17 protein-coding genes are annotated in these 20,508 nt (G+C 71.8%); 9 read left to right on the top strand and 8 right to left on the bottom strand.

What is annotated here, in order from left to right; all coding sequences use genetic code 11:
* Positions 1-12: 12 nt before the first annotated feature.
* Positions 13-729: a hypothetical protein gene (locus AB0C22_RS01740; RefSeq protein ID WP_357532909.1), complete on the top strand. Its 717-nt coding sequence runs from the start codon at positions 13-15 to the stop codon at positions 727-729.
* Here the strand turns inward: AB0C22_RS01740 and AB0C22_RS01735 are convergent.
* Positions 719-4,282 carry a protein kinase gene (locus tag AB0C22_RS01735; protein WP_357532907.1) on the bottom strand — a complete coding sequence of 1,188 codons (3,564 nt, stop codon included), beginning with the start codon at positions 4,280-4,282 and terminating at the stop codon, positions 719-721. The genes AB0C22_RS01740 and AB0C22_RS01735 overlap by 11 nt on opposite strands.
* 94 nt (positions 4,283-4,376) lie before the next feature.
* Between AB0C22_RS01735 and AB0C22_RS01730 the strand changes: the two genes are divergently transcribed.
* Together AB0C22_RS01730 and AB0C22_RS01725 are read left to right on the top strand one after the other, a co-directional pair.
* Positions 4,377-5,063 (top strand): SAVMC3_10250 family protein, encoded by a 687-nt coding sequence (locus AB0C22_RS01730; protein WP_219465691.1) that lies wholly within the window; start codon positions 4,377-4,379, stop codon positions 5,061-5,063.
* A gap of 14 nt (positions 5,064-5,077) precedes the next feature.
* Entirely contained in the window at positions 5,078-6,460 is a 1,383-nt protein-coding gene (locus AB0C22_RS01725) for an FHA domain-containing serine/threonine-protein kinase (RefSeq protein WP_357532905.1), read from the top strand.
* A gap of 49 nt (positions 6,461-6,509) precedes the next feature.
* Here AB0C22_RS01725 and AB0C22_RS01720 read toward each other — a convergent pair whose 3' ends face one another.
* The gene (locus tag AB0C22_RS01720) at positions 6,510-7,070 is read right to left on the bottom strand and encodes a carboxymuconolactone decarboxylase family protein (protein ID WP_219465685.1); all 561 of its coding nucleotides are present in this window, start codon (positions 7,068-7,070) and stop codon (positions 6,510-6,512) included.
* 234 nt (positions 7,071-7,304) lie between these two features.
* On the opposite strand from AB0C22_RS01720, the gene AB0C22_RS01715 reads away from it, so the two are divergent.
* From AB0C22_RS01715 to AB0C22_RS01690, 6 genes are all read left to right on the top strand, one after another.
* Positions 7,305-8,156 carry a siderophore-interacting protein gene (locus AB0C22_RS01715; protein WP_357532902.1) on the top strand — a complete coding sequence of 284 codons (852 nt, stop codon included), beginning with the start codon at positions 7,305-7,307 and terminating at the stop codon, positions 8,154-8,156.
* Between the two features lie 64 nt (positions 8,157-8,220).
* Positions 8,221-9,159: an iron-siderophore ABC transporter substrate-binding protein gene (locus AB0C22_RS01710; protein WP_357532900.1), complete on the top strand. Its 939-nt coding sequence runs from the start codon at positions 8,221-8,223 to the stop codon at positions 9,157-9,159.
* Positions 9,156-10,205: an iron chelate uptake ABC transporter family permease subunit gene (locus AB0C22_RS01705; protein ID WP_255597821.1), complete on the top strand. Its 1,050-nt coding sequence runs from the start codon at positions 9,156-9,158 to the stop codon at positions 10,203-10,205. The genes AB0C22_RS01710 and AB0C22_RS01705 overlap by 4 nt, the downstream gene beginning before the upstream one ends.
* Complete coding sequence (locus AB0C22_RS01700; RefSeq protein ID WP_219465671.1) at positions 10,202-11,269, top strand: iron chelate uptake ABC transporter family permease subunit; 1,068 nt, start codon at positions 10,202-10,204, stop codon at positions 11,267-11,269. The genes AB0C22_RS01705 and AB0C22_RS01700 overlap by 4 nt, the downstream gene beginning before the upstream one ends.
* Positions 11,266-12,063, top strand: a complete 798-nt coding sequence (locus tag AB0C22_RS01695; RefSeq protein ID WP_219470567.1) for an ABC transporter ATP-binding protein — start codon at positions 11,266-11,268, stop codon at positions 12,061-12,063. The genes AB0C22_RS01700 and AB0C22_RS01695 overlap by 4 nt, the downstream gene beginning before the upstream one ends.
* A gap of 268 nt (positions 12,064-12,331) precedes the next feature.
* Positions 12,332-13,375 carry a hypothetical protein gene (locus tag AB0C22_RS01690; protein ID WP_357532897.1) on the top strand — a complete coding sequence of 348 codons (1,044 nt, stop codon included), beginning with the start codon at positions 12,332-12,334 and terminating at the stop codon, positions 13,373-13,375.
* 14 nt (positions 13,376-13,389) lie between these two features.
* Here AB0C22_RS01690 and AB0C22_RS01685 read toward each other — a convergent pair whose 3' ends face one another.
* The 6 genes from AB0C22_RS01685 to AB0C22_RS01660 all read right to left on the bottom strand — a co-directional run bounded on the left by AB0C22_RS01685 (position 13,390) and on the right by AB0C22_RS01660 (position 20,452).
* Entirely contained in the window at positions 13,390-14,592 is a 1,203-nt protein-coding gene (locus AB0C22_RS01685) for an FAD-dependent monooxygenase (protein WP_357532895.1), read from the bottom strand.
* Between the two features lie 26 nt (positions 14,593-14,618).
* On the bottom strand, positions 14,619-16,571 hold the full coding sequence (locus AB0C22_RS01680) for a chorismate-binding protein (RefSeq protein ID WP_357532893.1): 1,953 nt from the start codon (positions 16,569-16,571) through the stop codon (positions 14,619-14,621).
* Positions 16,538-17,248, bottom strand: coding sequence for an isochorismatase family protein (locus AB0C22_RS01675; RefSeq protein ID WP_357532891.1), 711 nt, complete (start codon positions 17,246-17,248; stop codon positions 16,538-16,540). Before AB0C22_RS01675 ends, AB0C22_RS01680 begins: the two co-directional genes overlap by 34 nt.
* 24 nt (positions 17,249-17,272) lie before the next feature.
* Complete coding sequence (locus tag AB0C22_RS01670) at positions 17,273-18,058, bottom strand: 2,3-dihydro-2,3-dihydroxybenzoate dehydrogenase (protein WP_357532889.1); 786 nt, start codon at positions 18,056-18,058, stop codon at positions 17,273-17,275.
* A gap of 93 nt (positions 18,059-18,151) precedes the next feature.
* Positions 18,152-19,276, bottom strand: a complete 1,125-nt coding sequence (locus tag AB0C22_RS01665) for a glycosyltransferase (RefSeq protein ID WP_219465660.1) — start codon at positions 19,274-19,276, stop codon at positions 18,152-18,154.
* Positions 19,277-19,330: 54 nt separating this feature from the next.
* A complete protein-coding gene (locus AB0C22_RS01660) occupies positions 19,331-20,452 on the bottom strand; it encodes an acyltransferase (protein WP_357532887.1) in 1,122 nt (373 codons plus the stop codon).
* Between the last annotated feature and the right edge of the window lie 56 nt (positions 20,453-20,508).

Below are 20,508 nucleotides of genomic sequence, written 5' to 3'. Positions count from 1 at the left end.
GAAGGGCAGGCGATGGCCACCGCTGCGGCACCATCAGTGCTGATCGGCGCGGTCGTGCGCGTCATGCGGGACCTGGCGGTCCACCCGCTCGCCCTGGAGGTCGACAGCACCGGGGCACGCGTGCTGACCACCATGCACGCGAGCGCGCTGCGGACCCGCAGCCGGGGCCCGTACCGTCAGGACGACCTGCCGCCCGAGGCCCTGGCGATGATCGACTGGCTCAGCCTGCGCCTGTCCGTCGATCCCCAGCGGGTCGACGTCACCATCGAGGGCGGCGGACCCTGGCCCCGCCTGCTGCTGGAGTTGCCCGCCAAGCGGGTCACCGTACGGTTCGTGGTGCCCGAGGACGTCCCACCCGTATACCAGCCGGACTCCAACAACGTCGGGTTGTCGGTGGACATCAAGATCGCCCTGGAGTTCCTCGCCGGTTCCCTGCGCGCCCTGGGCGGTCGGCTACGCGGCGAGCCACCGATCACCCTGACGCTGAGCTACCCCGACGATCCCCACTACGAACGCAACACCGCCGGCCTGCCGCAGGAGTTCCGGGATCTCGTCCCGCCGGTCGTGGCGGACCTCGCGGTCGACCGCAGCCGGTTCTCCCGCAAGCAGCGGGCCGCCCACGACGAAGCGCTGCGCGCGGCGGCGTACGACGACCAGCTGATGGAGCCCGTGGCGGGAGGTGGGCTCAGCACCCGGCTCGGCTCGGCCCGGTTGCGGGTCAGCCCGTGAAGTCGTAGTCCCAGTCCAGCTCCCACCGCCGGATCGCCGGTCGGTCGTCCATCGACACCAGGCTCCGGCCGTCCGCCGTGAACGCCACGGACGTCACCGGCTCCGGATGACCGTCGCACGTGTGCACGCGCCGCCCCGTCCGCACGTCCCAGATGCGCAGCGTACGGTCCGCGTCGGCGGTCACCGCGTGCCGCCCGTCCGGGCTGACGTCGAACACGTCCGCCTCGGAGGCGAGTTCGCACAGCACCCGCCCGGTCGCCGGCTCCCACACCGACACCACCCGCCCGTACGACCCGTCGTACGCGGGGACGAGCCCGACCCGTCCGTCCCGGCTCACCGCCACGGCGTCGCCCCGGCTCGGCAGGACGTACCGTTGGCGGCCGGTGTGCACGTCCCACGCGGTCAGTTCCCTCGCCGAGTTGACCAGGAGCTGCCGGCCGTCCGGGGTGAACCGCAGCGTCGTCCGTCCGAACCCGACGGGGACCGTGAGCACCGGGCTGCCGGTGCCCGTACGCCACAGCCGGCACGTCCGGTCCTCCGCGCCGGCCGACGCGGCGTACCGACCGTCGTCGCTGAGTCGGACCGCCCCCACCGGCCCCTGGTGCGCCACCATCGTGCGGCTCAGGTGGAACCGGTACAGGCTCCACAGGCACAGGTTCCCCTCGGCGTCACCGACGATCGCGTACCGCCCCGCACCGTCCAGGGCGACCGCCCGCACCACCCCGTGGTCGCCGTGCAGCTCCGCCTGCCGCCGGCCGGCCGTCAGGTCCCACAGGTGGGCGGTCCCGGCCCAGTCCGCGCTGACCGCGAGCCGGGCATCGGCGGAGAGCACGAGGGTGTGCGTCTTGCCCACCCGCTCCGCGAAGGTGTGCCGTTGCTGGCCGGTCGGCAGCTCCCACACCCGGATCAGGCCGTCGGCGCCACCCGTCACCGCCAGCTCCCCGTCGACACTGAGCGCCGGCTCCAGCCCGGCCACGAAGGTGAAGTTGCCGCCGCGCAGTTCGTAGCGCTGCCAGATGCCCAGGGGTGCGGCCCGCCCGCCCGCCGTCCGCCCCAACCGCTCCCACCGGTCCCGCAGCTCCGGGTGACGCTCGAACCCGACCAGGTCGCGGGCGGCCCGTAGCTGCCCGGCGGCGTCGGCCGTCCGGCCCTCCCGGACGAGCGCCTCCGCCCGGGCGATCCGTTGCCGGACCTGCTCCTCGGCCGCCAGCACCGCCCGCGCCGCCAGGGGCCGCTCGTAGCTCCACGGCGCCCGCAGGTCGGGGCGGGGCAACCGGTGGACGTGCAGCCCCCCGTACTCGTCCCCGACCACGACCAGCGTGCCGTCGCCGCTGATCGCCACACAGGTGAGCGAGAGCAGACCGACCAGCTCCGGTGGCAGCCCGTCGGTACGCGTGGCGACGGTACGCAGGCACCGACCGGAATCCGTCTCCCAGATCCGTGCCGGTTGGTTGGCACTGCCGAACCCGATGGAGGCCGCCCGTTCGCCGTCGCCGCTGAGCACGATCGTCGAGTGCCGGTTCAGGGTGCTCGGCACCGGACCCCGAACCCGGTTAGGTCGGGTCTCCCACAGGTGCGCCACCCGTGTCTGGTGCCCGATCAGCAGGGCGTATCTGCCGGACCCGCCCAACGCAACCTGGTTTACCCCGGTCATCCGCATGTCGGCGGACTTGACCAGGCGGTGCAGCCACCGTCCGGTGTCGACCTCCCAGACCACCACACTGCCGTCCGGGGGCGCCCCCGACACCGCGACCGCGCCGTCCTCGCTCAGGCCCAGCACGGTGACCGCCGCGGGGCTCTCCTGGATCTCCGGCAGGATCCGGCCCGCCGCGTCCAGGTTCTGGTGGGTGCTCGGCGGGTGCTCCAGGGTGCGCCGCAGCCGCCCGTCAGCCGTGTCCCGTACCTCGATCCGACCGTTGTCGTACCCGATGGCGGCCGTGCCCGAGGCGGTGAGCGCCAGTGCGGTCACCGCCGCCCGCTGGTCGGACGGCACCCGGACGCACCTGTCCCGCGCCAGGTCCCAGCACTCGACCGGGCCCCCCTTGCGGGCGACGAGCGCGGCCCGGCCGTCCCGGTCGACCGTCAGGGCCGTGACCTCGGCACCGGTTGAGTCCGCACCGAGTTCGGTGCCCACCGGCTGCCCGGTCAGCGACCACGTCCGGAGGCTGCCGTCCCTGCCGCCGGTGACCGCCACCCGACCGTTCCCGTCGACGGCGACGGCGGTCACCCGGCCCCGGTGGCCGGACAACCGCGGCGACCCGGGCTGCGTCCCGCGCCGGGCCAGGGCGGCGGTCACCTCGGTGATCTCGGGGCCGGCGGGCGCGGCGGCCAGCAGCGGCCGGGCCGCCGCATCGTCACCCCGTTCGGCGTGTACGAACCCCAGCAGATGGTCGGCCCGCCAGTTCTCCCCGGCGATCTCCCGTGCCGCCAGCAGCTCCGCCAGCACCTGTTCGTCGGTGATCCGGCCCTGCCGCCACCGGTACAGCGCCCAGTTGTAGACCGCACCAGGATGGTGCGGGTCGGTGTCGACGGCGGAGCGCCACAGCTGTTCCGACTCCGCCGGCCGGTCGAGGTCGAGTAGCGAGAGCGCCTGGTTGGACAGGCTGCCGGCGAGCAGGCCCGCCGCCGACGGCCGCACCCGTGGATAGCGGACGCCCAGCGCGTCCGCGTACACCCCGGCGACCTCGGTGGCCAGGTCGGCGAGGCGGCGGGGGCGGGTCGACGGGTCGACGTCGAAGCACCGCCGGAGCAGGTCGACGATCCCCGGCGGCATCGGCTGCGCCGCAGGCCAGGTCTCCCCCGCCGCCAGGTATTCGGCGAAGGTCTCCCGTGCCGCCTGACCGTAACGGCAGGGACGGTGACCGGCGAACGTCTCCCACACGCACAGCGCCCACGACCAGACGTCGGTGGCCCGGGTGAGGGTCACCCGCGCACCGGCCGCCGCCTCGGCCTGCTCGGGTGAGCAGTAGGCGGGGGTCATGCCGCCGAAACTCGCACCCAGGCTGACGTCCGCTGCGGCACCGGTGGCCCCGTCCACGGCGGCGCGGGCACCGGCCAGCCCGAAGTCGGTGACCTTCGCCGTCCAGGCGCCGTCGAGGCCGACCATGATGTTCGCGGGTTTGACGTCCTGGTGGATGAGGCCCTGCTGGTGGGCGTGGTCGATGCCCCACGCCGACTGCACCGCGAGGTCGAGCGCCCGGGCGAGGAACCCGCCGTCCGGCTCCTCGTGCAGTCGCCCGGCCCGGACCACCTGGTCCAACGATCCACCGGCGACCCACTCGGCGAACACGCAGGGCAGCCCGTCGACCCGGCGCACGTACGCGCAGCTGACCACGTGGGGGTGCAGGCCCAGCCCGACCCAGGTGCCCGCCTCGGCTTCGAAGCGGGCACGCTGCGCCTCGGTGGTCAGTTGCTCGGGGCGCGGCACCTTGACGGCGAGGTCGGTGTCCCAGCCCGGGTGCCGGACCCGGTAGACCAGACCCATGCCACCGGCGAGGGGCTCGTCGAGCACTTCGTAGAGATCCAGAATCCGGTCCCCGGGACGCCACCGCATGGTTCGAGCCTGGCACCCCCCGACACACGGGACAACCATCGGTTGGTCGCGGACGGTAACCTCGGGGGTCGGGCCGCGTCGTCAGGGAGTGACCGTGAGTTTTCGTTACTACCTCTACGTCAGCGACGCCAAGGTGGACATGCTGCTGTCCCAGATCGACCCGGGTCACCAGCGCAGGCGGGCCGCCGAGTTCAGCGTGAACCTCACCGTCGTCGGGGTGAAACGCAGCGTCGAGAACCCGGGCACCGACCGGTTGGCCCGCCTGGAGCGGGTCACCCGCTACCTGGACGAGCACGCCGACGTCGGTTCCGTGGACGAGCCGGGGCAGTTCTTCCGGGGGTTGCTGCCGATGCGGTGGGGCATCGTCCCGACCACTGGTGAGCTGTCGCTCGTCTACTTCGGTGGCCGCACCGACGACACCATCGTCGGCCTCGGCGGGTCACCGTTCCACCTCGTCGGCGCGGCCCCGGCGGCCGAGTCCACCGGGCGTGGGCCCATGGGATCGTCCACGATGCCGGCGCTGCTCGCCGGGCTCGTCGACGACGAGGCCGCACCGGTGCCGGGCACTGCGCACGACGCGGCGGACGAGCCGGACGCGGCCGAGGTGGCGGCGCTGGCCTCGGTGCACCAGGCCGGCACCCGCCTGCGTGGGCCCACGCAGAACGTCGAGTTCCTCGCCAAGCGGCTGCTCCACGGGCCCAGCCCGTACCCGGAACTCGACGGGCGGCCCGGCATGACCGTGCTGCTGGGCAGCCCGCTGTACGTGGCGCTGGTCGACTGACCGGGCGGCCGGGCGTGGGCACCGACGACCCCGGGGCCGGGCGACCCGCCGGGGCGGTGCCGGTCCCCCCGCCCGTCACGGTGACCGTGCAGGCCGGGTCCACCGTCGACACGTACGTCTTCCACCGTCGCACGACGGTCGTGGTGGGGCGGGCCGCCGACTGCGGGATCCGGGTCGACGACGGGCAGCGGCTGGTCTCCCGCCGGCACTGCCAACTCGACGTCGACCCTCCCCACGTGCGGATACGCGACCTCGGCAGTCGGCACGGCACCCACCTCAACGGCCGCCCGGTCGACGGCGGGCAGCACCTGTCGGCCGGTGACGAGGTACGGGTCGGGCGCGCGACGTTACGCGTCACCCTGCCCGACGACGGGACTCGGGAAGCCGCCGCCGGACCGGAGGACACCGGGGCCACCCCCACCGGGGCCACACCGACCACCCCGGACACCGGGCCCCCCGGTCCGGAGCGGGGACGGGCCCTGCCGGCGCTGGTGACGGCTGCGGCGGTCGGGGCCCCCGGCCTCGACGACTTCACCGACCACCGGGTGCTGCGGGAGATCGGCCGGGGCGGCCACAGCGTCGTCTACCTGGCCCGCCACGAGCCGTCCGGCCGGCTCGTGGCCCTGAAGACGCTGCTCGCCGACCGGGCGGTGGACCCCGCCGCGCGGGACGCCTTCCGCCGCGAGATCGCGTGTGTCCGGGGGCTGCGGCACCGCAACGTCGTCGCCCTGCACAGCAGCGGCGCGGCCGATGCCGCCTTCTTCTTCACCTGCGAATACTGCCCGGGCGGCAGTGTCGCCGAGTTCGTGGCCCGGCGTGGTGGCCGGCTCCCGGTCGACGAGGCGCTGCCCATCACGCTCGACGCGTTGGACGCACTGGCCTACGCCCACCGGGCGGAGCTTGCGGTCGTGCTGGCCGACGGCCGGACCCAGACCGCCCACGGCCTGGTGCACCGGGACGTCACCCCGCACAATCTGCTGCTCACCACCGGGGCCGGAGGTGAGGTCGTCACCAAGGTCGCCGACTTCGGGCTGGCGAAGGCGTTCGAGAAGGCGGGCCTGTCCGGGCACACCGGGACCGGTGCGATCGGCGGCAGCCTGGCCTTCCAGCCCCGCGCCCAACTCATCGACTACCGGTACGCCCGCCCGGAGGTGGACCTGTGGGCGGTCACCGCCTGTCTGTACTGGATGCTGACGGGGACGACGCCCCGGGATTTCCCCGCCGGGGCCGACCCGGTCGCGGTGGTCCTGCGGACCCGGCCGGTGCCCGTCCGGCAGCGGGACGGGGCTGTTCCGGCGAGGCTGGCCGACGTGATCGACGAGATGCTCGTCGACCAACCCCGGGTGGCCGCGACGACGGCCGCCGCGCTCGCCGACGCGCTCCGGCAGGCCCGGTGACGGCGTGCCGCGCCGACGCCCGCCGACCTGCCGGTGCCCGCCGGGCCGGTCACTCGTGGATGACCTCCTGTTGCAGTACCCCGAGGTAGCCGTGGGCGGCGATCCGCTGCGCGCGGTCGGTGTAGAAGTCCGGGTCGTCCGGCAGGACGGTGGCCAACCCGTCGACGTAGCGGTTGAACATGCAGAACGCGGCGGCGATCAGCACGGTGTCGTGGATCTCCACGTCGGTGGCGCCCTCGGCCCGGGCGGCGGCCACCAGGTCTCCGGTGACCTCCCGACCACCGCGTTGCACCGCGCCGGCCACGTCGAGCAGCGCGCGCATCTTGGCCGACACCGGGGCGCTGTCGACGTCGTCGTGCACCTGCTGGACCAGGGGCATGCCCTCGGGGAGTTGCGCCGCCGCGTACGCCGCGTGGGCGGAGTAGCAGTAGCGGCACTCGTTGAGGCCGGACACATAGGCTGCGATGAGTTCCCTTTCGCCCCGGGTCAACGTGCCCGGTGCACACAGCAGCGCCTCGACCAGCCCGTTCAGTGGCAACGCCGTCTCCGGCCGGAAGCGGAACAGGCCACGGATTCCGGGTTCGTTGGTATTTAACGTGATGTGTGGCATGCGAGCTCCTTCGCCGACGCAATGGAAAGCCCGGACTTCCTGACCCGGACCGGCGTCAGATTGGATCATCGCCATGGTCACCGTCAATGTTCTGCGCATTCTTCCTGGTCCGGTGGCCGGATCCGGGGAACGCCCCAGCCGGGGGTGACCCGGGCACGAGCCGGGTGGGCCCTGATCACCCGCCGGGTCCGGGGCGGTGAGCTGCCCGGACGGGGCACGCTAGCCTCTGCCGGCATGTCAGCATTCGGCAACTCGCCCAACGTCCTGTTCGCGACGACCGTGACGGCGACCCGGCGACTGTCGCCCGGGTTCGTCCGGGTGACGCTCGGCGACGAGCGGTTGCGGGAGATGGCGCCGTACCAGCTCGACCAGCGCATCAAGATCATGCTGCCGGTCGACGGTGGCTATCCGACCGCGCTGCGGGCGGGGCTGCCCGAGCAGACGTGGCGACGTGAGTGGCGGTCCGTTCCCGGCGAGGTGCGCCCGAGGCTGCGCAGCTACACCGCGTACCGGACCCGGCCGGCGACGGGCGAGCTGGACCTGGACTTCTACCTGCACCAGCCGCACGGCCCGGCGAGCGGCTGGGCGGCGACGGCCCGGCCGGGCGACCGGCTGCTCCTGTCGGGCCCGCACGTGGGGGCCGGCCAACCCGGTTACGGCGTGCAGTGGGAGCCGGGGCCGGCGACCCGGGTGCTGATCGCCGCGGACGAGACGGCGTACCCGGCGGTGCGCGGCATCCTGTCCGGTCTCGGCCCGGGGGTGCGGGCGACGGTCCTGCTGGAGGCCGGCGTCGCGGCGGACGCCGCCACCCTCGACGAGGTGACCGCCGGCCACGCGGTCGAGGTCCGGTTGCGTCGCGGGGCACCGGGCGGGACGGTCCTGACCGCCATGGTGGGCGACTGGTTGGCCGAGTACGGGCCGGCGGCGGCATCGTCGGGGGCGCAGTTCTACGCCTGGACAGCTACGGAGAGTAGCAGGATTGCGCAGGTGCGCAGGCTCTTCACCGAGGTGCGCGTCGATCCACAGCAGGTCCACACACAGGGATATTGGCATGACCGCCCGGCCCGCGACGAGGTGGATGATTAGGTAATGCTAACCTAAAAATGTTAGTGGACAATCACTGTAAGTAGCCAGACGGGAACCTCGCACCATGCGTACGCCGACCCCTCGAACACTCTGCCGACGCCTCCTCGCCCTCACCGTCGCCTCGGCGGCGGTGCTCGCCGTGGCCGCCTGCGGCTCCGACGACTCCGAGCCGGCGGGCAGCGTCGGCGACACCAGGACCGTCGAGCACGCGCGTGGCAAGACCGCCGTGCCGAACAAGCCGACCCGGGTCGTCGTCCTCGAACCGGTCCAGCTCGACACCGCCATCGCGTTGCAGCTCACCCCGGTCGGCGCGGCCGTACTCAACGAGGCCGCCGGCGTGCCCAAGTACCTCGGCGACAAGGCCGCCGGCATCACCACCGTCGGCACCGTCCAGGAACCCAACGTGCAGAAGATCGCGGCCCTCAAGCCCGACCTGATCATCGGCACCGAATCCCGGCACTCCGCCCTCTACCAGCAGCTCACCGACGTCGCCCCGACCGTGTTCATGGCGTCCCAGGCCGACCCGTGGCAGGACAACGTGAAGTTCACCGCCACCACGCTCGGCGGCGCGGACTCCGCCGACAAGCTGCTCACCGACTTCCGGCAGCGGTGCGCGGACATCGCCAGGAAGTTCGGTACCGCCGGCAAGAGCGCGCAGCTCATCCGCCCCCGCGACGGCGTCCTCACCCTCTACGGCCCCACCTCGTTCGCGGGCAGCGCACTGGAGTGCGTCGGCTTCAAGACCCCCGAGCGCGACTGGGAGAACTCCATCTCGGTCGACGTCTCCCCGGAACGGGTGCTGGAGGCCAAGGCCGACCACGTCTTCGTCACCACCGTCGACGTCAACGACCGCAGCACCATCCCCGCCTCGGTCACCGCCAACGCCGCCACCTTCCCCCGCCTGCACCTCGTCGACCAGTCCTTCTGGATCACCGGGGTCGGCACGGTCGGTGGGCAGGCCGTCCTCGACGACCTCGAACGCATCCTCACCGCGTCGAGTTGACCGCCACCACACCCGCCCGCGCGGTACGGCCGACCACCGGCCGTGCCGCGCGTCGGCGTACCACCCGGCGGTGGCTGGTCGGGGCGGTCGTCGTACTCGTCGGGTCGGTGGTGTTGTCGGTCTTCGTGGGCGCGAACCCGGTGCCCCCGGCGGACGTCTGGGCGGCGCTGCGGGGCGCGGGCAGCGACACCGCGCAGTACGTCGTCTGGGGGCAGCGCCTCCCGCGCACCCTCGCCGGGCTACTCGTCGGAGCCGGCCTCGGGGTCGCGGGCGCGCTGATGCAGGCGTTCACCCGCAACGCGCTCGCCGAACCGGGAATCCTCGGCGTCAACGCCGGTGCCGCCGCGTTCGTCGCCGCCGGCATCGCCTTCTTCGGGATCACCTCGCCGGCCGGCTACATGTGGCTCGCCCTGCTCGGCGCGCTCCTGGTCGCCACCGCCGTGTACGCCGTCGGCGGTGCCGCCGACCTGCGGGCCACCCCCACCCGGCTGCTGGTGACCGGGGTGGCGACCGGTGCCGTGCTCGCCGGCCTGACCACCGGGATCACCCTCACCCACCCCGACACCTTCGACCGGATGCGCGGCTGGAACGCCGGCAGCCTGCTCGAACGTGACACCGCAGTGCTGCTGCCGGTGCTCCCGCTGATCGTGGCCGGGCTGCTCGCCGCGCTGGTCGCGGCCCGCAGCCTCAACGCGCTCGCGCTCGGCCCCGACCTGGCCGCCGCCCAGGGCGTCAGCCTGGTCCGGACCCGGCTGCTCGTGCTCGGTGCGGTGACCCTGCTCGCCGGTGGGGCCAGCGCCATCGCCGGCCCCATCTCGTTCGTCGGGCTCGTGGTGCCGCACCTGGTGCGTTGGGGCGTCGGCACCGACCAGCGCCGCATCCTCGCCGGGTCGCTGCTGGCCGGCGGGATGCTGGTGCTGCTGGCCGACGTGCTCGGCCGGATCGCCGTGCTGCCCAGTGAGATGCCGGTCGGCATCGTCACCGCGTTCGTCGGTGCTCCGGTGCTGATCGCGCTGGCCCGACGCCGACGGGCGACCGCGCTGTGAACCGGCCGGTCCGCCGCACCGCCGGGGGTCGCCGGCTGCTGCTCGGCACCGACCACCGGCACGTGACCGTCGGCGTACGCGAAGCCGCCGTCTGCGCCGCCGCCGCGCTCGTCGTCGCGGCGCTGGCGGTGGTCGGCCTCTGGCTGGGCGACTTCCCGCTCCGCCTCGACGAGGTGCTCGGCGTGCTCGGCGGCCGGATCGGCGGGCTGACCCGCACCGTCGTGCTGGAGTGGCGGCTGCCCCGCATCGCCGCGGCCGTCGCCTTCGGCGCGGCGCTCGGCGTCGCCGGGGCGATCTTCCAGACCATCACCCGCAACCCGCTGGCCAGCCCGGACATCATCGGCCTGGCGAACGGCTCGTTCACCGGCATGCTGACCGCCCTGCTGCTGCTCGGCGGCGGCTGGCACCTGCTGATGCTCGGCTCACTCGCCGGTGGCCTGCTGGCGGCGCTGGCGATCTACCTGCTCGCCTACCGGGACGGGCTCTCCGGGTTCCGGTTCATCGTCGTCGGGGTGGGCGTCTCCTCGATGCTCGCCGCCACCAACACCTGGCTGCTGCTGCGCGCCGACCTGGAGACGGCGCTGTTCGCCGCCGCCTGGGGCGCCGGTTCGCTCAACACGGCCACCGCCGACGTGGTCTGGCCGGCCGCCGCGATCATCCTGGTGCTGCTGGCCGTCACCCCACTGTGGGCGGCGGCCCTGGCCCAACTGGAACTGGGCGACGACGTCGCCGCCGCCAGCGGAGTCGCGGTCGACCGCAACCGCGCAGTCCTCGTGGTCATCGCGGTCGCCCTGGTCAGCGCCGTCACCACCGTCGCCGGCCCGATCTCCTTCGTCGCCCTGGCCGCCCCGCAGATCGCCCGTCGTCTCGTCCGGGCACCGGGCCTGCCACTCGCCGCCACCGCCGGGGTCGGGGCGTTGCTGCTGCTCGGCGCCGACCTGATCGCCCAACACGTGATCCCGCTGACCGTGCCGGTGGGGGTCGTCACGGTCACCCTCGGCGGCGCGTACCTGCTCTGGCTGCTCGTCCACGAGATCAGGAGGACCCGATGGTCGACCAGCTGACCGCGCGGCTGCGGGCCGAGAACGTCACCCTCCGGTACGACCAGCGGACCGTCAGCGCCGACCTGTCGTTCGCCGTGCCCGACGGCTCGTTCACCGTGCTCATCGGGCCCAACGCGTGCGGCAAGTCGACGCTCCTGCGGGCGCTGTCCGGGCTGCTCCGCCCCGCCGAGGGTCGGGTCACGCTCGACGGATCGGACCTGGTCACCCTGCCGGCGAAGGAACGCGCCCGCCGGCTGGCGCTGCTGCCGCAGACCATGACCGCGCCCGAGGGGATCACCGTCCGCGAGCTGGTCGGGCGGGGCCGCTACGCCCACCAGCGGGTGCTGCGCCGCTTCTCCCACGCCGATGAGGAGGCCGTCGAGTCGGCGCTCGACTCCACCGGCACCACCGAGCTGGCCGATCGGCGGGTCGACGAACTCTCCGGCGGGCAACGCCAACGGGCCTGGATCGCCATGGTGCTCGCCCAGGAGACACCCCTCGTCCTGCTCGACGAGCCCACCACCTACCTGGACGTGGCACACCAGATCGACGTGCTCAACGTGCTGCACCGCCTGGTCACCCGGGGACGCACCGTGGTGGCCGTGCTGCACGACCTCAACCACGCCGCCCGGTACGCCACCCACCTGGTCGCGATGCGTGACGGCCGGATCGTGGCCGAGGGGCACCCGGCGTCGACCGTCGGTGCCGGGCTCGTCGCCGAGGTGTTCGGGATGCCGAACCAGGTGGTCCCCGACCCGGTCACCGGAGCGCCCATGGTCGTACCGGCCGACACCCGGGAGCCGGCCGCCGGCTGAGCCGTCGGCTGACAGCGCCGCCGGGCTCCGGCCCGGTCCACCACCCCGTCCCGGCACGTCCGCTCCCACGCGAGGCGAAGGCCCCGTTGCTGGCAGCCGCGTTGGTACGATCACGGGCTACGCGTAGCACCCCCTTGCGCGGTGGAGGAGTTGAGGCGATCCGGCAGGGCGCCTCTCCGGCCGCCCGAGAAGACAGGGCAGATCGAGCGATGACCACTGTGGTGCGGCACCTCATCCGACTGCTGACGCGCCGGCCCCGGCGGCTGCCTTGACGACCGTCAACCGGGTCCATCGGGCCGCGCAGATCCGCTTCGCTCTGGCCCTGCTCGGGGAGAGGAACGGGCATCACGATTTTGAGCAGATCTGCTTTCACCTGACCCGCGAGTTCATCGCCCCGAATGTTCGGATCTCCACCGGCCCGGTCAGCGCCGGCGGGGACCAGGGGCGCGACGGCGAGAGTTACTGGAGCGAGACCTCCTCCTCCGACGGGGACCTCGCCTTCTGCTGCACGATCCAGAAGAACGACCTTTCGCGGAAGGTCAAGAGTGACGTCAAAGGAGCATGCACCACCGGACGACCGGTGCAACGGGTGATCTTCTTCCTGGCCCAGGGAATGGAGATCGCCAAACAGCACCAACTCCAGGAATGGGCACGATCCGCATACGGCATCGATCTGCAGATCTGGGACGGGCCACACATCGCCGACCAACTGGCCAGGTCGAGGACGATGGACGACGTCGTCGAGTCCTATCTGAAAATCGCGTCCGAGTCGGGCGTCCGCCGTTTTCTGAAGTCCCCCACCGTCCGCGCGCTACTACTACTCCTGCTGCTGCTCGCAGCTGTCATCGTCAGGCATCAGCTGCCCAGGCACTACTCCCTGGTGTACGAGAAGCGCCGCCTCACGGCTGTCGCCGGCCGGTGCGCCTCCGACTGGAGGACGAAGAACACGGCGACCCGGTCGACGGTCGACGCGGACCGTCCAGCCGTGACACTCGCTACGGGACCCACCGGGGTGGGCACCTCAAGCGACGCCCGGGACCTCGCCTTCTACGACTACTGCGACGAGGGCACGTTGCGGATGATCTTCTATCTGGGCATGGCCACCGTGCCGCACGAACCCTCGACGGCGCAGGAGTGCGACGAAGCCGCCCCGTCCGACAGGAAGATCAGAGTCGTCGAACCACGGTCCGGCCTCTGGCTCTGCACACGTACGGACGACGACGCTCTCGCCCTGGTCGAGATTCGCACCGTCACCTTCGACCCGCGAGTGTCCGGGTTCCAAGCCGATCTCTGGCTGACACTGTGGCGGTGACCGCCGGGTGCCGGTCACGGCGGTGCGGGTGACGCCTCCTGCGCGCCCAGCCGGAAACCGTGCACCCAGGACACCGCCTCCATGAGATCGTCGGCGGTCATCGACTTCAGCATCGCGTCCCGTGTCCGCGCCCGGACGCCGGCAGGGTGGTACAGCTCATCGCCCAACCACCGCGCCGCCTCCTGCGCGCGGGAGGTGCGCTCCCGGCGTACCTCGTTGAAGTGCAGGAGGCGGCCCGGGATCTCGTCGGGGTCGCACCTCAGCGACCGGGCGAGGACGACGGAGTCCTCCAACGCCAGCGCGGCGCCCTGGGCGGCGTACTGCAGCATCGGGTGGGCGGCGTCGCCGATCAGGACGACCCGCCCCTGCACCCACCGCGCCACCGGCGGCCGGTCGCACAGCACCCACCTGCGCCACCGTCTGCCGAGGTGCAGCAGCCGGCGTGCCTGCCCTCCCGCCTCCGGGAAGGCGGCCGGTACGAGGTGCTGGTCGACGGGTTCACCACTGACCGCCCGGGTGGCTCCGTCGTCACGAACTGCGGCGATGTTCAGCTCCCGCCCACCCGCTATCGGGTAGGAGACCAGGTGCCAACCTTCGCCCGCCCAGAGGGACACCGCGTTCCACCGCAGTTCAGCGGGGACGGAGCTGGTCGGGACCACGGAGCGGAAGATGGTGTGCCCGGTGACCCGGGGCTCACCGTCACCGACGAGCTGGTGCCGCACCCGGGAGCGGATCCCGTCCGCACCGATCAGGACGTCGCCCACCACCTGTTCACCGGAGGCCAGCTCGCAGACGACCGACTCGTCGGAGGTGCGGTACCCGACCACGGGGCTGTCGGCTCTGAGCCGGATCCGTTCCTCGGCGCGGCACGCGGCCAGCAGCGGCGCGTACAGATCACCCCGATGGACCACGGCGTACGGATTACCGAATCGTCGCCGGTAGTCGGCCCCCACCGGCAGAGTCACCAGTCGTTCCCCGGACCGGCCGTCTCTGAGGACCAGTTCGTCGATGTAGACCGCCCGCGACCGCACCTGATCGCACACACCGAGCAGGTCGAGTGCGTGGAAGGCGTTCGGGGCCAGTTGAATTCCGGCTCCGAGCTCGGCGAACTGGGCGTTGCGCTCGAAGACCTCTATCTGGTGCCGGCCCTGGCGGGACAGCCCGAGGGCCACGGCGAGCCCGCTGATGCCGCCACCGGCGACGAGAATTGTGGACACTTTGCCCCTCGGCGATGAAATCGGTGTCATCCACGTGACGTGTCGACGGCGGCCAGTTCGTGCACGGATCCGGACAGCACGGACGTGGCCATCTCAGCCAATATGGAGGTGCCGTCCGTGCTGAGCACCGACTCAGGATGGAACTGCACCGACCGGAAGTGTGGACCGACGAACCCGTGCACCTCACCGGTCCGCGGGTCCCGGCTCACCGCCACCGGCCCCACCCCGGCCGGCCACAGATGGTCGTCGGCGCTGCGGACGGCGAAGGTGTTGTAGAACCCGACCCGGACCCGCCGGCCGAAGAACTCGATGTCCCGCTGGACGCCCTGGTTGGGTCGTCTGCGTCGCACCAGGTCGAGCCCGAGAAGCGAACCGAGGACCTGATGGCTGAGACAGACCGCCAGGAACGGCGTACCGGCGTGCAGCAGGTCCCGGATGCGGGTGTGCAGACGGTCGATCCGTACGTCGTCGCGGTTGTTCGGGTCGCCCGGGCCCGGCCCCATGACGACCAGGTCGGCCTCTTCCCGGGGGAACGGCTCCGTGGCCCCGCACAGGGTCACCTGTAGCCCGAACTCGCGCAACTGATGGGCCAGCATGGCGGTGAACGAGTCCTCCGCGTCCACGATCACCGCCCGCCGCCCCACGAGCTGCGCGACCTGCGGCACCCTGGTGCGCCCGTCCCGGTCATCGAACCAGAAACGCGCCAGGTCGGTGTTGCGCGCCGCCAACGCCGCCTGTACCGCGGGGTGACCCGCGAGGCTCGACCTGGCGGACGCCGTACGGTCGGGCCCGGGGGCCACGCCGAGTCCACGCAACACACCCTGCGCCTTGGCGTGCGTTTCGAGAACTTCCAGCCTCGGGTCGGAGTCACGCACCAGCGTCGCACCGACCGTGATCCGTAGTCGGCTGTCCACGATCTCGACGGTACGCAGCAGGATCGCCGAATCCAGTGAGCGACCGCCGTTGACGTCCCGGCTGAACAGTGCCGCCACGCCGCTGTAGTAGCCCCGCCCGTCGGGTTCGTAACGCCTGATCACCCGGCAGGCGTTCGCTACCGGACTGCCCGTCACGGTCGGCGCGAACATCGTCTCGCGGAGAGCGTCCCGCACGTCGAGTGACGTCGACCCCTCGATCAGGTACTCGGTGTGCGCCAGGTTGCCCATCTCCTTCAGGAAGGGACCCACCACCCGCCCGCCCCGGTCGGTGACCCGGGCCATCGTCTTCAACTCCTCGTCCAGGACCATGTACAGCTCCCCGGTCTCCTTGCGGTCGGCCAGGAAGTCGAGCACCTCGGACAGCGCCGGTCCACCGGGCCGGTAACGCAGGGTCCCGCTGATCGGGTTCATCATCGCGGTGCCGTCGAAGAGACTGAGGTGTCGCTCCGGTGTCGCGCCGACGAACGTGCGGGAGCCGGTGTGGATGACGAACGTCCAGTACGTGCCACGCTCGTCGGCCAGCAGCCGGTTGAACACCGTGAGCGCGGTCTGGACGGGCGAGCTGCGCAACGGCGCGGTGAGTGTGCGTTTGATGACGAAATTGGCACCCGTGCCGTGTCCGATCTCGTTCACGAGCACCCGGCGCACGATCTCCGCGTACTCGTCGTCCTCGATGTCGAACTGCGGGGTGCCGAGGTCTATCACGCCGTCGGGCAGCAACCTCGACGTGGCCGCCACCGAACCGACCGCCTGCTCACGGATGGTCATCGCGACCAGCGGGGCACCGTCGTCGTGGCACTCGAACCCGGTCTCGGTGAGCTGCCGGTACGGCACCATGGCCAACAGGTCGTGCCGGGGCTGTCCTGGCCCCGTCAACCGGGGCAACGGCAGGTCGGCCAGCGTACGCACGCACCCGACGTCACCGACGAGCAGCTCGACCCGGCCACCCACGGCCTCCGGCCGATGCAACAGGGCGAACGCCGGCGGCTCCGCCCCCAGCACCTGATCCATCAACCGGGCGAAACGTCCATCGTCGAACGGCATAGCTCCCCCTCGATAGGGTTGACGGATTCTGCGGGCACCGACCGCTGGCCCAGCTCGGCGAGGACGGCCTCGGTGGAGAGCACGACGGCGCACCGGTCGGCCGCATACCGCAGGGCCATCCGATGGTGTTCAGCCGAGAAGTCGGCCACCGCATCGCCGACGAGAAACGTCTCGATGTCGTGGGAGTACGCCTCGACCGCTGTCATCAGGCATCCGACGTGCGCGTACACCCCGCACACCAGCAGCTGGTCCCGCCCGACGTCGCGGAGGTGATCCAGTAGTGCGGTGCGGTGGAAGGCGCTGTAGCGCCACTTCGTCAACACGGTGTCGCGCTCACCCGGGGCCAGTTCGTCGCTGATCTGCCGGTCCTGTGCGGTAGCGGTCATGCCGGGGCCCCAGAAATCCCGCAGCAGTCCGCGCTGGACCTGCGTCATGTCCCCGGGCTGCGCGGTGTAGACGACAGGCACCGCGAGCTGTCGGCAACGGCGCAGCAGCGCTGCGGTGTTCGCGATCAGTGCCCCGCCGGGCTGACCCGAAGCCGGCAACGACCTCAGGAAGTAGCGCTGCATGTCGTGCACCAGCAGCACGGCTCGGCGCGGATCGGGCCGCCAGCCGGCCGTGTTGGCGGGTAGTTCGCAGGGGTCCGGCATCGCGTACGGCGTAGTGGTGGTGTCCAAGTTCATCTCCCTGGTCCGGACGGGTCAACGCCCGAGGGCGGCGCCACCGTCGACGTAGAAGTCGTGCATCGTGACGTTGGCCGCCTGGTCGGACAGCAGGAACATCACGGCGTTGGTGACGTCGGCGACGGTCGTGAGGCGGCCGAGCGGGATGCCCACGCGGTACTCGGTCGGGACACCGGCGACGGACACGGACGTGCCGTCACCACCGCCCCACAGTCCCCGCAGCATCGCCGTGTCGGTGGAGCCCGGGGCGACCACGTTGCAGCGAATGCCGCTGCTGGCCAGTTCGAGCCCGAGCGTCTTGGTGTAGGCGGTCGCCGCCGCCTTCGATGCGGCGTAGGCGGACATCCGCACCCTGGGTACTCCGGCCGCGTTCGAGGCCACGGTCACGATGCTGCCCCGTCGGCGCGGCGTCATCCGCCTGGCGACGGCCGTCGACATGAGGAAGACACCGCGGGCGTTGACCGCGAGGGTGTCGTCCCAGTCCCGCTCGGTCAGCTCGACCGCGGTCGCCGCCCGCAGCACCCCGGCACAGTTCACCAGGAAGACGACGGGGCCCAGTCGCTCCTCCACTGCGGCCACCGTGTCCTCGACCTCGACCGCGTAGCGGACGTCGGCGGTGAATTGCGTGACGGTGCCGGGCACGTCGTCGCGGGCACCGAAGAGCGCCGACAGGCGGTCACCGTCGACGTCGAGGGCCGCCACCGAGGCACCGGCCCGGCAGAGGGCGGAGACGACAGCCTCCCCGATACCGCCGGCCGCACCCGTGACGATGGCGACTTGACCTCGGAACTGATCCTCATACATGAGGGCTGGTCCTCCAGAGTGGGTCGATTCCACGGCGGAACGGACGGGACGCCGTCGCCTTTGACCGGGCCGGCGGGACGGTGTCGGGGTGCCTCAGCACAACTTCTCCACCACGTCCACGACGTCGGCCGCTGACGGCATGGTCATGATCTCCTGGGCCAACACCGCCGCACGTTCTCGGTGGATCGGCTGGTGGAGCAGTTGGTCGACCCCGGCCGCGATCGCCTCGGCGGTGTCCTCGCCCGGCAGGAGCATGACGGCCGCACCGGAGTCGGCGAGACGACGCGACGGCGCCAGGAGTTTGGGCATGTTCGGTATCAGCAGCTGCGGCACGGCGCACGCCATACCGGTCAGGGCCGTGCCGCCGCCACCGTGGTGCACCAGCACATCGCAGTTGCGGGCCACCACGTCGAGCGGCAACCAGCCGGCCCGCACACCGAGCCGTTGCGACAGCTCGTCGCTGACCGCTGCCGGCGTCGCCACGACGACCTCGGCCCCGACCGTCTTCACCTTGCCGACGAGGTCGACCAGGTAGTCGAAGAAGTTGCCGCGGGCGACCTTCGTACCGGCTGTCACCACGATGCGGCGTTGCTCGCCCCGGACGTACATCCACGGCTCCAGTGGGCGCTGCATGTTCGTCGGTGCGAACCGCATCGGCTGGGCCGGGCCGGCGTCGGCCGGACGCAGGCTCGGCGGGCAGATGTCGATCCAGAGGTCGGCAACGGGAAGCCGGGCCAGGCCGAGGCGCTCCAGCTCCGGGCGTAGTTCCCGTTCGGCGGCCGAATCCACGACAGGTGGTTCACCGGTGTCCCAGGAGTGCCGCACGTAGGGTACGCCCAACCTGCTGGCGAGCAGCGGCGCCGCGAAGGTGAGCATGCCGCCCACCACGACGTCCGGTCGCCATTGCGCAGCGAAGTCGAGCAGCGGGTCGATGCAGGCCGCCGCCAACCGGCCGAAGGCATGACCGATGTAGATCATGTGAGCCTCCGGATCGGTCGGTTCCGTGATCGCAGCGCCGGAGCGATCGGTGGTGATGTGGTGGCGGATGGGAACCGGTGAGACGCAGAGGCCCGGCAGGCCGGCCCCGACGATGGCGGGCAGCGTCTCCTCAGTCGAGGCGACGATCACCTCGTGACCGGCGTTGCGCGCGGCGGTGGCCAGCGGCGTCAGCGGAAAGACCGTGGCCGGGCTCCCACCCGTGACGAACAAGAAGCGCATGACGATTCCTCACGTTTCGTTGACGGGGATGAGCGGGCATGCCGGGCGCGTCGGCTACGACGGTTCGACCCGGACGGCGGCGTCGGTCTCGATCCGCTTGCCCTGCGGCGGTCGGCCCCACCGGCGCATCGCAGGTGACTCGACGAGGCGGTGGAGAAGAACGGCCAGGCCGAGGCTGAGAAGGAAGGCGAGGGCGACGAAGAGCAGGCCGGCACCCCGTCCGAGGTCACGGTCGAAGCCGATGCCCGCCCGCATGACGACCAGGACGATCTCGTGCACCAGGTAGAACGCGAACGACGCCTCCCCGAGCCGACGCATGACCGGGCTGCTCAGCCACGACCGGCCCTCGCGGTCGTCGCCCACCGCCAGTGCGGGCACCAGCAGCGCCAACGGCACGATGAGGACCGCATTGACGGTGTACGTCATCGGGACGATGAGGCCGACCAGGTAGCCGACGACGGTCAGCGCGAAGGCGACGCCCCGCCCCGGGCCCACCCACCGACCGGTCAGCACGATCCTCGCCATCAGCATCCCGAGTACGAAGTCCAGGAGCCGCACCGGCGGAAAGGCGTAGAGGAACCACATCTGGTCGACGGGCTGGTCGGCCAGCACGGTGCCGGCGAAGCCCTCCGGGAACCGCGGTGACGCCGGCAGCAGCGACCCGAGCACGGGCAACGCGATCACCGTACCGGCGACGCCGGCCGCACACGCCCACAACTGCCCGGCCCTGATCCGGGCGAGCCGGGGCAGCAGCAGGGGGAACATCGCATAGAAGAACAACTCGCAGGACAGCGACCAACTGGGGCCGTTCACACTGAGAAAGACGTCCGGCTTCGGCACCCATGCCTGCAACAGCAGCAGATTGAGCAGCGCGGTGGACCACGGTGTGGAGGCGGCGGCGAAGACGAGCATCGCCAGCCCGAAGGTGACCGCGTGGTTGGGATAGATCTTGACCAGCCGTCGCCGCAGGAACCCACGGTACGTGTCGTCGGGCCGGGCGGACCAGGTGAGGACAAAGCCGCTGAGGAGAAAGAAGAAGGAGACGCCGACGGTGGCGGCGCTCTTGGTCGCATAGGTGAGCGCACCGGAGACACCGGTGCCATCGGCGAACAGCCGCAGTGTCGCCACGTGAAACAGGAACACCATCGACGCGGCGACGAATCGCGCGCCGGTCAACGATTCGAGGCGACCACCGCCTGGCCGCGCAGCACCACTAGTCAACGGATCTCCTC

It is taken from the genome of Micromonospora sp. NPDC048894, from assembly GCF_040649765.1.
Lineage (GTDB): Bacteria > Actinomycetota > Actinomycetes > Mycobacteriales > Micromonosporaceae > Micromonospora > Micromonospora antibiotica.
This window is presented reverse-complemented; position numbering and strand designations above follow the sequence as displayed.

Bases quoted from the DNA above. Each gene is read 5' to 3' on its own strand.
- AB0C22_RS01710 (WP_357532900.1), top strand. From the start codon at position 8,221: ATGCGTACGCCGACCCCTCGAACACTCTGCCGACGCCTCCTCGCCCTC.
- AB0C22_RS01715 (WP_357532902.1), top strand. From the start codon at position 7,305: ATGTCAGCATTCGGCAACTCGCCCAACGTCCTGTTCGCGACGACCGTG.
- AB0C22_RS01735 (WP_357532907.1), bottom strand. From the start codon at position 4,282: ATGCGGTGGCGTCCCGGGGACCGGATTCTGGATCTCTACGAAGTGCTC.
- AB0C22_RS01665 (WP_219465660.1), bottom strand. From the start codon at position 19,276: ATGCGCTTCTTGTTCGTCACGGGTGGGAGCCCGGCCACGGTCTTTCCG.
- AB0C22_RS01670 (WP_357532889.1), bottom strand. From the start codon at position 18,058: ATGTATGAGGATCAGTTCCGAGGTCAAGTCGCCATCGTCACGGGTGCG.
- AB0C22_RS01720 (WP_219465685.1), bottom strand. From the start codon at position 7,070: ATGCCACACATCACGTTAAATACCAACGAACCCGGAATCCGTGGCCTG.
- AB0C22_RS01740 (WP_357532909.1), top strand. From the start codon at position 13: ATGGCCACCGCTGCGGCACCATCAGTGCTGATCGGCGCGGTCGTGCGC.
- AB0C22_RS01680 (WP_357532893.1), bottom strand. From the start codon at position 16,571: ATGCCGTTCGACGATGGACGTTTCGCCCGGTTGATGGATCAGGTGCTG.